The following is a 15,422-nucleotide window of genomic DNA, read 5'->3' as shown; positions in this document are numbered from 1 at the left end:
CAGTATGCCCCCAAAGCACTGCACTTTCTTTCTGTCATGGTCATGATATGAGTTCTTCATCTACACCCAGTACCTTAAGTACTGAGGCAACTTCTGTTCTTTCCCGTGAGTGGATTCACAAAGGGACTAAAGCCTATAAACACGCAGGATTTGCTTTATTCCTCGTAGGTTTTGCCAGTTTCTCACTGATTTATTGTGTACAGCCACTCCTGCCCGCATTTAGCCAAAGCTTCCGGATTAGCCCTGCGAGTAGCTCTTTAGCACTGTCATTAACGACTGCTTTTTTAGCAATTTCGATTGTACTATCAAGTGCCTTTTCACAAGCTCTTGGCCGTCGCGGTGTAATTTTTACATCAATGCTGTGTGCAGCAATTTTAAATATTATTTCAATGTTTACCCCTAACTGGCACAGTTTACTGATGGCACGTGCATTAGAAGGTTTGCTGCTCGGTGGTGTTCCCGCAGTGACAATGGCATGGATTGCCGAAGAAATTGCACCTGAACACCTAGGTAAAACCATGGGTTTATATATTGCAGGTACGGCTTTTGGTGGCATGATGGGCCGTGTCGGTATGGGTATTTTGGTTGAATATTTTTCGTGGCGAGCTGCTTTAGGCTTACTTGGAGCAATCTGTTTTATTTGCTCAATTGCCTTTTTAAAACTACTGCCTGTTTCACGTAATTTTGTACAGAAAAAAGGGCTAAATTTAGATTTTCACATGCAAATGTGGCGCGCCCATTTAAGCAATACAAAATTATTACGCCTGTTTGCCATTGGGTTCTTGCTCACTAGTGTGTTTGTGACCTTGTTTAACTATGCCACTTTCCGTTTAAGCGGCGCACCTTATTCACTCAGTCAGACGCAAATTAGCCTTATTTTCTTGTCGTATAGCTTTGGCATGGTGTCTTCATCGTTGGCAGGTAGCTTAGCCGATCGCTTGGGTAAAAAAACCATGATGATGAGTGGTTTTGCACTCATGATTGTGGGTAGTCTTATGACCCTGCTCACTTCTCTTTTCGGCATTATTATTGGTATTGCATTTATTACTACGGGTTTCTTTATTACCCACTCACTTACAAGTAGTTCTGTGGGAGCCGAAAGCAAACAAGCTAAAGCACATGCTAGTTCACTGTACTTACTGTTTTACTATATGGGTTCAAGTATTGTTGGTTCGGCAGGCGGTTGGTTCTGGCTGCACGGTGGTTGGAGTGCCATTGTAGGCTTAACTGTTGTACTGTCATTACTTGGAATATTTTTAGTAATTTATACAAAACACGCAAAAGCGCATTAATGTGTTGAAACCCTAACTTTTTCAGGCTAAACCCTATGAGAATTTAAAAATGATATGAAAAAATTTAAATGCTCATTTTTTGGCTTGTAATTTTTTTAAGAAACTGTAAAATTCACTCCACGTTGCCGGCATAGCTCAGTTGGTAGAGCAACTGACTTGTAATCAGTAGGTCCACAGTTCGAATCCGTGTGCCGGCACCATCATTAAACCTCATGAATATTTGATTTATGGGGTTTTTTGTTGTCTGTGGTTTTAGGCATAGTATATTCATACTGTTTTGAATGAAGGTATTTACCTAAAATTTTATTATAAACTCGAGCTTCAAAATATTTTTTCTAAAGCCAATTTATTCTTTTAACAGAAAAATATGCGTTCTTAATTTATAAAAAAATATAATTTTAAAATAAGAAATATGAAAAAGATAAGATTATAATGCGCCACCAAATAAGGTCATATAAATAAGACCTATTTTATAAACTTTAATTCATTAAGATACCAATACGGAAAAGTATGAAACTTCGTTTTATTTTACCTGCTTTATTTCTAGCATTCCCTTTAACAACATATGCTCAAGAAACTACATCTCAACCTCAAATTCAAACCACTACAAACCCACCCATTTGCTTAATTGAAGGTACTCCTTCAGCAGAGCACTATAAATCTATTAAACGTATTAAAGCCGCGAAAGGAACCTATGGTGGCTTTGAAGAAGTAAAACCTAAATTAGCTAACGTTGCCCGTAAATATGGTGCAGATGTGGTAATTAATTATCACCAAAGCCAAAGATTTGGCTTCTGGCCTTGGCGTATTGTTCGCCCAGTACTCACAGGTACTGCTGTGAAATGGAATACACCTTTTAACTGTGCTGCCTTAGGCGGTAAAGAAATTCGTTAATAAGAAATGAAAAAAGCCCAACATCCTGTTGGGCTTTTTTCGTATTTCGTTACTAGGTACACTTCCTGTAATACCTCACGTCCTGATGCTTAAACTTATTATTGTTGTTTTACGTTTCGAAACTTCCTGTTCCTGATGAGTTCATCATAGGCAATTCATCACGTCATAAAAAGACGCCAATTTCCCGAATGTATGTACGAAAAAGCGTACATGGTTCTTTTAAATTTAAAACTTGATTTACTATCATTGAAATAAAAATATGAATTTATAAACAAGTTCTGTTCGTCAATTAAATAAGAAGACGATATAATGAGATTATTACTTTATTTCTAAAATAAATTTAAAATAACAAGGAACGAGATGTTTACTTTGCCATCAAATATTTTTCAGCCCTTAGCGCTCATACTCGCCTGCCTTATTTTCATTGTAAGTAAAATGCCGCAGCTAAAATATAGAAAAACTATATTATTTCTAGCTATTGGTAGCCTTACTTTAGTGATTATTTTAGGGATATTTGGCTTTTTTAACTAAGCTTTATTTCTTGCTCTTCTCTATCATTTTTTCAAAATGTCTAAGATTTGGGTTGAGCGTATCCCAAGCATAGGCTTGGCTCACAAACACCTCTGCTCTAGGCTGGTAGAGACTCGGGTCATCTAAAGTACCTGCACGTATTGAAATCATTTCAGGGGCAATTTCAGGTAAGCCAAAAAGCTGAGAACCACACGTCGGACAAAACGCTCTTTTAATAGATCGGCCAGAAGACCCTAAAGTCTCAAAATATTTAAGTTCACCACTTACTTTCAATTCAGATTGGTGAAAAAAAGCAATTGGTGCATATGCTGAACCTGTGGCCTTTTGACAATCTCGACAGTGGCAATTAAAGCTATAACGTGGCTCCGCTTCACTTTGGTAGCTCACAGCTCCACACAAACACGATCCTTGATATTTGGCTGACATGGCTCATCCTATTTTTTTATTGCTGTGATTTGAATATAGCGTACATATCCATTTTGGTAGAGTTGTTGGCATAACTTTGCAGTCATTTGAATTTTAAAATTTGCCAATCCTCGGCTTTGCTTTTGTCCTTGTTGATTTTGAATATATTGCGAAAAACCGAGTAACACATGCTCAGATAAATCTTCAATTTGAATATCGACAAAACCTTGTTGTTCCAAGGTAGTTCTGAGCATTTTTTCATTTGGCACAGCATTCCAAGCAACATTTGCTGCTTTGAATAAATAACGATGCTTTCGTTCTTGTAGAGCGGTCATGTTTTGACATGAATCGGCACGCATTAGATAGTGAAAACCTAATCGTCCTTTTGAATTTAAAACTGGAGCGATGGAATCTAGAAATGAATTTAAATTGCTGTGATAAGCGGCATCGATACACAACACCACATCGAAGCAATGTTTAAATTCAAATTGTTTTAAATTTAAAAATGAACCACAGAAAATCTGGCTTATTTCGGGAATAAGCTTTTGAATTTTATGGACACATTGGGCTTGTAAGTCAACTGCACTGAGGCTTTTAGGCTGATAATGCTGTAACCAGTGCAACAAACTTGCACCCTGTCCGCAGCCTAAATCTAAGAGATGATCTTTTGAATTTAAATTGACAGCCTGTGCCAAATGGTCAGCCAATTGGCAACAAGCTTCACGGTAGTTTTGGGTATTTTTCCAAAAACCCAAATTTGTCCAAGCAAGCTCTTGATCATCCCCTAAGCTTGATGCATCAATTGCATATTTATGAGGAATGAATCGAGAGAGAGCTGCTCGAACTTTTGTTTTCACAATTTTAGTAGCCGAGTTCTGGGGCAACTTCGACCTTAGGTTTTAAGCCTACAAATGGTAAAGGTGCACCTAAAATTTCAGCAATATGCATGGCAGAAGTCACTGCTGACTCTAAAATTGGCAAGCCATCGCATGACCATGAACCACAGTAGAATACTTTACGGTTTGGGTCTAAATGACGTTGTTGCAATTCTTTGTTTAAAGCAACCGTTTGCGAGTCTACAACCGCACGCGTTAAAGTCACTTTTGAAATAACTTTTTTAGGGTCAATATCAACCACTGGACGCCAAGTCTGGAATACAGGATTTTTACCTACGAGTGTTGGTTCAACCGCATTCATCCAAACTGTAAATTGCTGACGCGTAAACTTACGGTCCATCATGTAGCTCAGCACTGACCAGTCTTTACGGCGTGGCGGCATGACTGTCGCATCGGTATGAATCACAAGATCGCCTTGTTCAAAGCGGAATTGCTTAAGCAAGTTCATATCTTCTGCAAACTGTTCAGGATTTAAAAACTCATCGATTTTAGACGTTGGCGTTGCAACAATCACTCGATCAAATAAGTTTTGTTCACCTTGGCTGTTTTCAACCAGTACTTTTTCGCCTTGTTGCTCAACTTTCTTAATTGCCGATCCGCTATGAATATCGATGTCTTTAATCAAGCTATCTACGAATGCTGGTGTGCCACCTTTCATGCGCAACAACATGTCGCCATCAGTTAAGTGACGTAAAAACTCAAGTAAGTTTTTTGCAGGCCAATCGCCAATTGTTTTTGGATTACACGTACAGATTGTATAGAGCACTGGCATAACCACACCATGCCAGAATACTTCTTCAATATCGTTCTGGTTAATAAATTCAGCGAGGGTAATATCTTGATTTTTAGATTTGAAAAACTGGTGAATCGCAGTTTTTAATTGCAACATCCCTTTCACAAGACGCCAGCCATATTGCTGGATGCCTTTACGGTTATTAATAATCGGGAAATTACCAATACGGCTACGAGAAGTCGTTAACCATGTTTCCGTACGATCTTCGAATAACCAGCTACAAGACATATAAGTACGAACTGGGAAAGTTTTAATGCCTAAATGAGCAGCAAGGCTAAGTGTATTTTTCCATAAGTGAGGATTCATCACACGTAGCGGTGCATCAATAATTCCACCATCGAACTCAATGCTATGGCTATCCATTCCCCGGCCAGGAAGTGCTTCAAATATCGTGATCGTATGCCCTGCATCTTTCAGAATTCTTGCTGCCGCAAGCCCTGCCATTCCACTGCCAATAATTGCGATATTCAAAATGATGTCCCATTTTTCGAGAATTTTTTTGATTATCACTCATACCCCAAAAAAACACCGTATTAAAAACTACCAGATTTTTATTTTTTGCATCAATTTATATAGAAAATATTTAGCTGCTAATCAGATCAAGTTTTTATATTTTTTTACAAAATCAGAGAAACCGATAAAACCTTATATTTTTTGAAAATTTAAAAAAAATCTTTTAAATAAAATAAGATAATTTAACTATTTTTATATCATTTGTTTTACAAGAATCTTTTTTTAATATATTATTAACTCATAATAATGAGAAGCAAATCACATAAAACAATGCCGCAACAACAATGAAAACCATCATAAAAACAGAATATTTACAGCGAAAAAGCCCGCTATTCACACTTGATAGCGGGCTTTTTATTACTTTGTTTTTTAGAGGTTATTCAAATGCAATTCGGCAATTTATGCTTCTTGCATGATTGAACCGAATTTTCCACGATTAAAATCATTAATCGCTTCCATAATCTCAGCTTTGGTATTCATGACGAATGGACCATAACCTTCGATTGGTTCATTGAGTGGTTGGCCAGTCAACACTAAAAATTTAGTGTCTTCTTCTGCATTTAAACTAAACTCAACGCCCTCACGAGACAAAATCGCAACGGTTTTACCTTCAAGACGATTTGCATCATTGACCACAACCGCACCATCTAATATCACAACAAGCGTGGTGTGACCTTCAGGTACATAGAGGGTATGTTTTTGGCCTTTAACCAATTTACCGTCCCATACATTTAATGGACTGAATGTAGTTGCAGCACCTTTTGCATCTGCATATTCACCTGCAATCACACGTAAATGACTACCGTGCTCGTCTAGTGCAATGTCTGGAATATCTTTCGATTCAATCGCTTGGTATTTTCCAGGCGTCATTTTTGAATGAGCAGGTAAATTTACCCACAATTGTACCATTTCAAACAGACCACCATGCTCTGCAAATTCAGGAGAATGGAACTCTTCATGCAACACGCCTGCACCCGCAGTCATCCACTGTACATCACCAGTTTTAATGGTTCCGCCGCCGCCACTTGAGTCTTTATGAGTCACTTCACCTTGGTAGGCGATGGTCACTGTTTCAAAGCCACGGTGAGGATGCGAACCTACGCCTTGCTGTTCAGTCGTTGGCGAGAATGTATAAGGCGCTGCATAATCGAGTAGCAAAAATGGGCTTAGGGTTTGGCCTAAACGGTCATAAGAGAATAGGTTATATACAGGGAAACCATCACCCACCCAATGCATGTGGTTATTTTGATATGCACCAAGAAATTTCTTCATCTGATCTCTCCTATATATGTAGGATTTTCTTGAACTGGTATTGATTTTACGCCTCAATAATTGCAGTTTATAGATCAGGATTAGCAACACATTATTTCATCTATGAGACAATCATAGAATTTAATGTGCTCTTTTTAAGATCGTCCTATTTTTAAAATTCTTAATCCTATTTTTTAGACTTAATCACGACATAAAACTCAACTAGCATAATTTTAGGCAATAACGACCTACTCAATAATTTTTGATTATTTATTTTGATAACACGAGGACATAAAAAATGGCTCAAGATTACGTGCGTTTAGACAAGGATAATGCTGCGGTTCTTTTAGTTGACCACCAAGCAGGTTTGCTTTCTTTAGTTCGAGATATCGATCCAGATAAATTTAAAAACAACGTACTTGCTGTTGCGAATGCAGCAAAATACTTCAACCTTCCAACGATTTTGACAACCAGTTTTGAAACTGGTCCAAACGGTCCTTTAGTTCCTGAGTTAAAAGAGATTCATCCAGATGCGCCTTTTATTCCACGTCCTGGTCAAATTAACGCTTGGGACAATGAAGACTTCGTAAAAGCTGTCAAAGCGACAGGTAAAAAACAACTGATTATTGCAGGGGTAGTGACTGAGGTCTGTGTGGCTTTCCCAGCTTTATCTGCCCTCGCAGAAGGTTTTGAAGTATTTGTGATTACTGATGCTTCTGGTACTTTCAACGAGTTAACACGTGATGCTGCTTGGGACCGTATGTCAAAAGCAGGTGCTCAGCTTATGACGTGGTTTGGTATGGCATGTGAATTACACCGTGACTGGCGTAACGACATCGAAGGTTTGGGTACATTGTTCTCAAATCACATTCCTGACTACCGTAACCTGATTTCAAGCTACAATCACAACACTAGCCAAAAATAAGTTCAATTGCCAAGATTAGAGTGCTTAAGCGCTCTAATCTTAAATTTAAATGGATTGATCGGACATTGATAAGTTCTTTTGATGATTTTTATTATTTCTATTTAGTCGTAAAACACGGCGGCTTTAGTGCAGCCAGTGATGCTGAAAATATTAGTAAATCTAAGCTCAGCCGACGCATTATTGACCTTGAAAATAAATTTAATGTCAGCCTGATTCAAAGAACAACACGTCATTTTAAGGTGACCGATTTAGGCCAAGAGTTTTATGAGGAATGCTGCAAAGTTATTACTCAAGTTGAATGTGCAGAAAACGTGTTATTAAAGCAAAAAAGTGAGCCTCAAGGTCTGGTAAAAGTAAGTTGCCCACCTTTAATGATGCATTTTCAAATTAGAAAAATTTTAAATCAGTTTTTAAAAACCTACCCCAAAGTTGAAATCGCACTCGAGCTAACCAGCCGTCGAGTAGATATCTTGCATGATGACATCGACCTCGCGATTCGTACCAATTTTGAACCCAATGAAGATTCAAATTTAATTGTTCGTGATGTGATTAAAACCGATCATTGTCTGGTGGCTTCGCCTGAATTATTACAAGGCCGCACTATTGAGCATTATTCTGAGTTACAAGATTTCCCAAGTATTAGCTTAGGTACTCAAAAGCAAAATCCTATTTGGCATTTATGCAATATTCGTAATGGTGAATCGGTTGATGTACCTTACCAACCACGAATAAAAAGTAATGATTTGGCAGGCGTTTACTATGCTGTGATGGATGGTTTAGGCATTGCCGACCTTCCTTTTTTAACCGTCGAATCTGAAATTCGTAAAGGTACACTGGTTCATATTCTTCCTGACTGGAAGTCGAATATTGGTACGCTGCAATTGGTATATGTTTCAAGAAAAGGTCAGCGTCTGGTGGTTGAAAAACTCATTGAAACGCTGATTGATGAACTCAGGCGTTTGCCTGAAAGCCGTGATGGCTATCTATCGACTTAAAATAAAAAAACCGGTCATGAATGGGCATGACCGGTTTTTTGTGAAACATCACATACAGCATAACTGTATGTTTTCGTTCAGAACAAAACGAACTCGCTTTATTCCTTACTCAGATAAGTCTACGCAAAGGTATTTCATCTCGACATATTCTTCGATGCCGAATTTTGAACCTTCACGACCTAGACCTGACTGTTTTACGCCACCAAACGGAGCAACTTCATTTGAAATCGCGCCCGTGTTAATGCCGACCATACCGTACTCAAGTGCTTCACCCACGCGCCATTGACGAGCTGTGCTTTGAGTAAACAAATAAGCAGCTAAACCAAACTCGGTATCGTTCGCCATTGCCACTGCTTCATCTTCAGTTTTAAAGCGGAATAGTGGTGCAAGCGGACCAAAAGTTTCTTCTTTAGATACTTTCATGTCTTGCGTTACGCCAGTTAAAACTGTTGGCTCAAAGAATGTACCGCCAAGTGCTGAACGCTTACCACCAATACGAACTGTTGCGCCTTTCTCTGTTGCATCTGCAATATGAGACTGAACTTTTGCAATCGCATCTTCATCAATTAAAGGCCCTTGAGTTGAACCTTCCTGACGTCCGTCACCAACTTTCAGCTTAGACACAGCTTCAACCAAACGGTCTGCCAACGCATCGTAAATACCATCTTGAACATAAATACGGTTCGCACAAACACAAGTCTGACCGCTGTTACGATATTTACTTGCCATAATGCCCTGAACAGCTTGTTCAAGATTGGCATCGTCAAATACCACAACTGGTGCATTACCACCAAGCTCAAGTGAAAGTTTCTTAATGGTTGGCGCACATTGTTGCATCAAGATACGACCAACTTGAGTTGAACCTGTGAAGCTTAACTTACGAACAATATCGCTTTCACATAGTGTTTTACCAACTTCAACCGCATCACCACTAATGTTAATTAAAACATCGGCTGGTAAGCCTGCCTGTAAAGCCAATACTTCAAGTGCATAAGCAGTTAACGGTGTTTGTTCTGCTGGTTTAACCAACATTGAACAACCCGCAGCAATCGCTGGACCTGCTTTACGCGTAATCATGGCAGCTGGGAAGTTCCACGGCGTAATTGCAGCAGTAACACCAATTGCTTGTTTAATCACGAGCAGACGTTGATTTGGCAACGTAGGTGTTAAGACTTCACCATCAACACGTCGCGCTTGCTCAGCAAACCAACGGATGAATGATGCTGCATAACCAATTTCACCACGTGCTTCTGCCAATGGTTTACCTTGCTCAGCCGTTAAAATTTGAGCTAGGTTTTCTTTGTGCTCAAGCATGAGGTTGTACCATGCCAATAACACATCAGCACGCGCCAAGGCAGTTTGCTTTTTCCAAGCAGTTTGCGCTTTTGCCGAACGATTAATTGCGGCTTCAACCCCTGCACGGTCATAGGTTTTTACCCATGCCAAAGTTTCACCCGTAGCAGCATCATTCACCTCGATATAGTCATTTGAAGCAGGTGCTTCTAATGAAATATCAGGATGTTTTAATAAATACTGCAAATTATTTTGAATCATGCAGATTGCTCCATTGCTTTTGCACTACCTGCTTTTAGAGTTGCAAAACCTTGTTTTAAGATATCAAGGCCTTGACGGAATTGTTCAGCAGGAATGGTTAATGGATATAAGAAACGAATTACATTACCGTATTTACCACAAGTAAGAAGTAACAACCCGTTTTCCATTGCATAGTTTTGTACAACTTTTGCTTGTTCAGCCGTTTCAAGCTCTACTGCAACCATTGAACCTAAAGCACGAATATCAGTTACAACGTCGCCTGTTGCTTGTTGAATATCTTTAAGGGTAGCGACTAACTCAGCACCTAGTTCATTTGCGCGGTCGCACAAGTTCTCTTCTTCAATCGCGTCAATCACGGCATGCGCAGCTGCAACCGCAATCGGGCTACCTGCGTAAGTACCGCCTAGACCACCTGGGTTTGGTGCATCCATGACTTCTGCACGGCCTACAACACCCGAAATAGGGAAACCGCCACCTAAGCTTTTCGCCATCGTAATTAAGTCTGCTTTAGTCTCGTAATAGTTCATTGCGAATAATTTACCAGTACGGGCAAAACCTGATTGCACTTCGTCAGCAACCAGTAAAATGCCATGTTTATCGCAAATTGAACGTAAACGTTTTAAGAACTCAGCTGGTACCACATTGAAACCGCCCTCACCTTGTACTGGCTCAAGTACGATTGCCGCAACATCATGTGGTGCAATATCTTCACTGAAAATATCTTCAACGCTTTCAATTGCTGCGTCTACTGAAATGCCTTTAGCAGGTACTGGATAACGTGCGTGGAACACACCCGCTGGCATTACACCAAAATCACGTTTGTAAGGCGCAGTTTTACCTGTCATTGCCATAGTCATAAATGAACGACCGTGGAAACCGTTACCAAAAGTAATAATGCCGTGACGACCTGTATAAGAACGAGCAATCTTCACCGCATTTTCAACTGCTTCTGCACCTGTTGTGAAAAACGCTGACTTCGCAGGACCAGCAATTGGCGCGCGCTCATTAATACGTTCAGCCAAAGTCACATAGCTTTCATAAGGTGTTACTTGATAGGCAGTATGCGTAAATTTAGTAAGTTGTTCAGTTACTGCTGCAATTACTTTAGGGTGGCGATGGCCTGTATTTAAAACCGCGATACCACCAGCAAAGTCGATAAATTGGTTGCCTTCCTTGTCCCAAAGCGTGGCATTTTCAGCTTTTTCCGCATACCACTGACACATCACGCCTACACCACGTGGAGTTGCTTGCTGTTTACGTGCGTTAAGTGCAGAATGTTGATTATCCATTTGATTCCCTCATATTTTCATCATCAGTTGCAGCTTTGGTTTCTTGCATCCTGTGCTTAATTTTCAGGGTGCTTTACAACGACTGCCTATGCATGTAATTTCGCTCGTCTGACGCCAACTGACGAGAGCCACTTTTTAACTGTAGGAGAGAGCCAATTGCGTAGTTTACTTGGAGATCATTTGCTACAACGACTCCAACAGGACACTGAAGGGAAACTACATCAACGCCTTTTCCGTTGCCTGCGTGGTGCCATTATTGATGGAGTCATCCAGCCCAAGACTCGTCTACCTGCGTCACGCGACTTAGCCAGTGAAATTCATGTTTCTAGAAATACAGTGCTTACAGCCTACGAACAGCTACAAGCTGAAGGCTACTTAGAAGCCCGTACAGGACACGGCACATGGGTTGCCGAAAAATTACCAGAGAGTTTTTTAAATACTCAAAATAAGAAAAAAGCGGTTTCAAGCCCGAAAGTTCAAAGCTCTTATGCCCTTTCGCAGCGTGGTTCTAACTTATTAGGTTATGCAGCAGCGTCGCCACACCAATGGGGAGCTTTTGTGCCAGGGGCGCCCGATGTAACAGAGTTTCCACATCATATTTTTAGTCGTATTCAAGCACGCTTAAGCCGCGAACCGGACATTAACCGCCTGATTTACAGCAATGCTGGTGGCTGTATCGAGCTTCGAAGTGCTTTGGCAGATTACTTACGTGTTGCACGTTCGGTTCAGTGCGATGCAGACCAGATTATTATTACCGAAGGCATTCACCAAGCGATCGACTTAGTCTCGCGTGCACTCAGTGATATTGGTGATCGAATCTGGCTTGAAGATCCTGCTTATTGGGGAATGCGTAATACCTTACGGATTAATGGCCTCGATATTCAACCGATGCCTGTAGATGCAGAAGGTATTATTCCTGAAGAAAATCCGGCAAAGCCGCCTAAGCTCATTTTTGTCACACCATCACATCAATATCCGCTGGGTTCACATTTAAGCCTAGATCGACGACGGAAACTGATTGAAATTGCTCGTCAACATAATAGCTGGATTGTCGAAGATGACTATGACAGTGAATTCCGTTTCTCAGGTCAACCGTATCCGTCTTTACAAGGCTTAGAAAATGATGCGCCTGTGCTGTACATGGGCACATTTAGTAAAACCATTTATCCATCTTTAAGAATTGGTTATTTGGTCGTACCTAAGCCGTTATTTTCACCATTACGCATTGTGGCAGCCGAGCTTTATCGTGGGGGCCATTTGCTTGAGCAAAAAGCTCTAGCTGAATTTATTCGTGAAGGTCATTACGAAGCGCATATTCGCCGTATGCGCCTACTCTATGGCAAGCGCCGCGACTACTTGGTGAGCTTAATTCAACGCTACCTTGGCCCCGAATTTATTCATGAATATGATGAAGCCGCAGGGTTACATCTGGTTTTAAAACTTCCAAACTCTTGCGATGATGTCGCGATTGCGGCAACTGCGCTTGAACGTGGTGTCAAAGTTCGACCACTGTCTCAGTACTACATGCAGTCGCATGCACATGCCGAACGTGGACTGCTTATGGGCTTTGCCTGCGTAAATGAAAAAGATATGGTGATGGCTTTTGGCGTCTTGCTTCAATGCTTACGTGAAGCAGGCGTGCCTACGCTGAATTAAGTGTTTCCTCGTACTAAGCCAAATAAAAAAGAGCCTCACAGTGAGGCTCTTTTTTATTTAAAAATTTAAACTAACTTTTCTTCATGACTATGAGTTAAATGGGTTGCGCGACGATCTTTACCCCAACCCAGTTTTTCAGACAATAATCCGAAGAACACAATAATGCCAAACAGCGCTGTGGTGTAAATCACTTCTTTAAAATAGGTGCCTTCAATCAACATGGTAAGAATTGCACCAATAATTGCAAAAATCACCACATAAGTTAGATAAGGGAACATCCACATTTTAAAGTCAATTTTTACGCCTTCAGCCTCTAATTTTTTACGCATACGAAGCTGAGAATAAGCAATAGTCAGGTAAACATAGAGTGTGGCTGCACCTGTTGTTAGCATGAAAAAGTCATAAACATTCATACTCTCGGTTGCAGTTAAAATCACGGCAATTACAGAGAAGAAGCATGACACAATCACGCCCACCCAAGGACTGCTTTTACTGTTTACAGAGCCAAAACTTTTCGGTGCATCACCACGTTTAGCCAAAGAGAACAACATACGTGAACAAGTATAAAGAGCTGAGTTAAAGCAACTACATACCGAGGTTAGAACCACAAAGTTTACGATATGGCGCGCCCCTGGAATGCCCAGTGCAGACAACGTTACGCTATAGGTTCCCCAAGTTGAATCTTTCAAAAGTTCATTGTTGTGAGGAATAAGACATACCGCAACGAACATTGAACCAACGTAGAATAAAATAATTCGCCAAACCACCGAGTTTGATGCTTTACGAATTTCTTTCGATGGATTTGCCGACTCTGCTGCCGCTACCGTAACAATTTCAGCACCAATGTAGGCAAACATGACTCCAAGCAAAGCTGTGATAACGGATGAGCCACCATTTGGCATAAAGCCTTGAGAGGTTAAATTACTAATACCAGAAGCAGCCGGATTACCCCAAGGCCACAAATGCATGATGGCTAAACTACCAATCACAAGGAAAATAACAATCGCGATGACTTTGATGAGGGCGAACCAAAACTCAAATTCACCATAGTTTTTCACGTTTTGTAAATTAACGACAACCAGTGCACCAATCACTACGACCATATAGACCCAGATCGGTATAAACGGGAACCAATTGTTTAGAATTTTACCTGCCACATAAGCTTCCCACCCCATGAGCATGGCCAGTGTACACCAGTACAACCAGCCAATTGAGAAACCTGCCCAACGGCCAATCGCACGGTCAGCATAAGTTGAAAAAGAGCCACTATCAGGGTTTAAAACGGCCATCTCGCCTAACATACGCATGATGAACCAAACGAGTAGACCACCTAAAGCGTAAGTTAAGAAAACTACAGGTCCGGTATTGTAAATAATACTACCTGAGCCGACGAATAGAGAACCACCAATAACCCCTGCAATCGAGATCATCGTTAAGTGGCGTGATTTGAGTCCATGTTTTAAACTTTGGGAGTGATTGGCTTCAGAACCATTTTGATGAGCTGCCATATCATTTTCCTTAATATATGGAGGATATCGGCTAGTCTCGGAAATCCTCCGAAGCCAAAAAATATCCCCTAAAAATTTAGCCGTTCTGCTCAATTCCTAAAACAGAAAATTCACTGAGCTTATCCGGCGCTTCCGTATGCATACTTCCAATAGCTTTAATTTGTCGTTTCGGCACTCAAGAAACGAGAGCCATTTTTGTAATAAAAGAGAGAGCCAATTGCAAAATTTATACGCAAAATTGGCCCTTTTTGTAGGGGATGCTGGTAAATGGCTTTTAGTTTTTATTTTAATCAGATTGACTTTCTTTAGTTTTGTTCAGAAATTAATAATGCCTTTGTGCCTGTTTCCAATGCTCTAAATATATGTTTCTGGTCAGCTGGATAACAAATATAGTCGCCCACACCAAGCTCAACAGCTTCATCAATTAAGCCCACCAAAGCTTTACCTTCAACCACAATAATATGCTCCACAGAACCAACTGGATGCGGCTCTGAAAGACGGTCTTCGCCTGGCTCAACAATCAGTAAATAAACATCTCGACGGGCATGGGGTGGACAAGTCGCCAGCAAAATTGCTTTGTAATTGGCAATCTCTGAGCTCACTGTTGGCCCATCGCCACAGCGAATCACTTGTACCTGATTGCTTGGTTCTTCCATCAACCGTGCAAATGGAATATTGAGCGCCACACAAAGTGCCCATAAGGTTTCAATGCTAGGGTTACCTTGGCCCGCTTCTAATTGTGAAAGAGTCGATTTGGCAACACCTGCACGACGAGCAACCTCTGCCAATGAAAGCCCTGCTCTTTGACGTTCACGCGTTAAACCTTTGGCAATAATTTCGATTGGCTGAGACATTCACCACATCCGTTCTATAAAAAAAACGATCGTTCGTTTTGACAAAACGATCAGACTTATTCATTA

Annotated in this window: 13 protein-coding genes, 1 tRNA gene and 1 pseudogene; 6 read left to right on the top strand and 9 right to left on the bottom strand. The window is 40.6% G+C overall.

All coding sequences use genetic code 11. From position 1 onward, the window contains the following. Positions 1–47 precede the first annotated feature (47 nt). Both AAC388_RS01070 and AAC388_RS01065 read left to right on the top strand, forming a co-directional pair. Positions 48–1,292 (top strand): MFS transporter, encoded by a 1,245-nt coding sequence (locus tag AAC388_RS01070; RefSeq protein ID WP_342371090.1) that lies wholly within the window; start codon positions 48–50, stop codon positions 1,290–1,292. 124 nt (positions 1,293–1,416) lie between these two features. After that, positions 1,417–1,492: transfer RNA gene (locus tag AAC388_RS01065), tRNA-Thr, on the top strand. A 3-nt stretch (positions 1,493–1,495) separates the two neighbouring features. Here AAC388_RS01065 and AAC388_RS01060 read toward each other — a convergent pair. After that, a pseudogene (locus AAC388_RS01060) lies at positions 1,496–1,642 on the bottom strand (hypothetical protein). A 160-nt stretch (positions 1,643–1,802) separates the two neighbouring features. Here AAC388_RS01060 and AAC388_RS01055 point away from each other — a divergent pair. Beyond that, on the top strand, positions 1,803–2,186 hold the full coding sequence (locus tag AAC388_RS01055) for a hypothetical protein (RefSeq protein WP_202744883.1): 384 nt from the start codon (positions 1,803–1,805) through the stop codon (positions 2,184–2,186). Between the two features lie 534 nt (positions 2,187–2,720). Here AAC388_RS01055 and AAC388_RS01050 read toward each other — a convergent pair. From AAC388_RS01050 to AAC388_RS01035, 4 genes are all read right to left on the bottom strand, one after another. Further along, positions 2,721–3,143 carry a GFA family protein gene (locus tag AAC388_RS01050; RefSeq protein WP_233733919.1) on the bottom strand — a complete coding sequence of 141 codons (423 nt, stop codon included), beginning with the start codon at positions 3,141–3,143 and terminating at the stop codon, positions 2,721–2,723. A gap of 8 nt (positions 3,144–3,151) precedes the next feature. Further along, positions 3,152–3,979, bottom strand: a complete 828-nt coding sequence (locus AAC388_RS01045) for a methyltransferase domain-containing protein (RefSeq protein WP_342371089.1) — start codon at positions 3,977–3,979, stop codon at positions 3,152–3,154. Between the two features lie 4 nt (positions 3,980–3,983). After that, complete coding sequence (locus AAC388_RS01040; RefSeq protein WP_197738960.1) at positions 3,984–5,282, bottom strand: FAD-dependent oxidoreductase; 1,299 nt, start codon at positions 5,280–5,282, stop codon at positions 3,984–3,986. A gap of 441 nt (positions 5,283–5,723) precedes the next feature. Beyond that, complete coding sequence (locus tag AAC388_RS01035; protein ID WP_342371088.1) at positions 5,724–6,596, bottom strand: pirin family protein; 873 nt, start codon at positions 6,594–6,596, stop codon at positions 5,724–5,726. 277 nt (positions 6,597–6,873) lie between these two features. Here AAC388_RS01035 and ycaC point away from each other — a divergent pair, with 277 nt between their 5' ends. Continuing rightward, complete coding sequence (gene ycaC, locus AAC388_RS01030) at positions 6,874–7,500, top strand: isochorismate family cysteine hydrolase YcaC (RefSeq protein WP_000046156.1); 627 nt, start codon at positions 6,874–6,876, stop codon at positions 7,498–7,500. Between the two features lie 20 nt (positions 7,501–7,520). After that, complete coding sequence (locus AAC388_RS01025) at positions 7,521–8,495, top strand: LysR substrate-binding domain-containing protein (protein ID WP_342371087.1); 975 nt, start codon at positions 7,521–7,523, stop codon at positions 8,493–8,495. Positions 8,496–8,600: 105 nt separating this feature from the next. Here the strand turns inward: AAC388_RS01025 and AAC388_RS01020 are convergent, their stop codons facing one another. Next, complete coding sequence (locus AAC388_RS01020) at positions 8,601–10,049, bottom strand: NAD-dependent succinate-semialdehyde dehydrogenase (RefSeq protein ID WP_342371086.1); 1,449 nt, start codon at positions 10,047–10,049, stop codon at positions 8,601–8,603. Then, positions 10,046–11,338 (bottom strand): 4-aminobutyrate--2-oxoglutarate transaminase, encoded by a 1,293-nt coding sequence (gene gabT / locus AAC388_RS01015; RefSeq protein WP_342371085.1) that lies wholly within the window; start codon positions 11,336–11,338, stop codon positions 10,046–10,048. Before gabT ends, AAC388_RS01020 begins: the two co-directional genes overlap by 4 nt. Positions 11,339–11,494: 156 nt before the next feature. On the opposite strand from gabT, the gene AAC388_RS01010 reads away from it, so the two are divergent. Further along, the gene (locus AAC388_RS01010) at positions 11,495–12,994 is read left to right on the top strand and encodes a PLP-dependent aminotransferase family protein (RefSeq protein WP_311087232.1); all 1,500 of its coding nucleotides are present in this window, start codon (positions 11,495–11,497) and stop codon (positions 12,992–12,994) included. Positions 12,995–13,059: 65 nt separating this feature from the next. Here AAC388_RS01010 and AAC388_RS01005 read toward each other — a convergent pair whose 3' ends face one another. After that, the gene (locus tag AAC388_RS01005; protein ID WP_069141301.1) at positions 13,060–14,502 is read right to left on the bottom strand and encodes an amino acid permease; all 1,443 of its coding nucleotides are present in this window, start codon (positions 14,500–14,502) and stop codon (positions 13,060–13,062) included. Positions 14,503–14,807: 305 nt separating this feature from the next. Beyond that, positions 14,808–15,356, bottom strand: coding sequence for an XRE family transcriptional regulator (locus tag AAC388_RS01000; RefSeq protein WP_002117406.1), 549 nt, complete (start codon positions 15,354–15,356; stop codon positions 14,808–14,810). Positions 15,357–15,422 lie beyond the last annotated feature (66 nt).

The sequence above is a fragment of the Acinetobacter sp. D009 genome (assembly GCF_038562025.1).
GTDB classification, from domain to species: Bacteria; Pseudomonadota; Gammaproteobacteria; order Pseudomonadales; family Moraxellaceae; genus Acinetobacter; species Acinetobacter pittii.
The sequence above is the reverse complement of the archived record's forward strand: the minus strand, read 5'-3'. Positions and strand labels throughout refer to the sequence as shown.

Bases quoted from the DNA above. Each gene is read 5' to 3' on its own strand.
- gabT (WP_342371085.1), bottom strand. From the start codon at position 11,338: ATGGATAATCAACATTCTGCACTTAACGCACGTAAACAGCAAGCAACT.
- AAC388_RS01050 (WP_233733919.1), bottom strand. From the start codon at position 3,143: ATGTCAGCCAAATATCAAGGATCGTGTTTGTGTGGAGCTGTGAGCTAC.
- ycaC (WP_000046156.1), top strand. From the start codon at position 6,874: ATGGCTCAAGATTACGTGCGTTTAGACAAGGATAATGCTGCGGTTCTT.
- AAC388_RS01055 (WP_202744883.1), top strand. From the start codon at position 1,803: ATGAAACTTCGTTTTATTTTACCTGCTTTATTTCTAGCATTCCCTTTA.
- AAC388_RS01070 (WP_342371090.1), top strand. From the start codon at position 48: ATGAGTTCTTCATCTACACCCAGTACCTTAAGTACTGAGGCAACTTCT.
- AAC388_RS01005 (WP_069141301.1), bottom strand. From the start codon at position 14,502: ATGGCAGCTCATCAAAATGGTTCTGAAGCCAATCACTCCCAAAGTTTA.
- AAC388_RS01000 (WP_002117406.1), bottom strand. From the start codon at position 15,356: ATGTCTCAGCCAATCGAAATTATTGCCAAAGGTTTAACGCGTGAACGT.
- AAC388_RS01035 (WP_342371088.1), bottom strand. From the start codon at position 6,596: ATGAAGAAATTTCTTGGTGCATATCAAAATAACCACATGCATTGGGTG.
- AAC388_RS01020 (WP_342371086.1), bottom strand. From the start codon at position 10,049: ATGATTCAAAATAATTTGCAGTATTTATTAAAACATCCTGATATTTCA.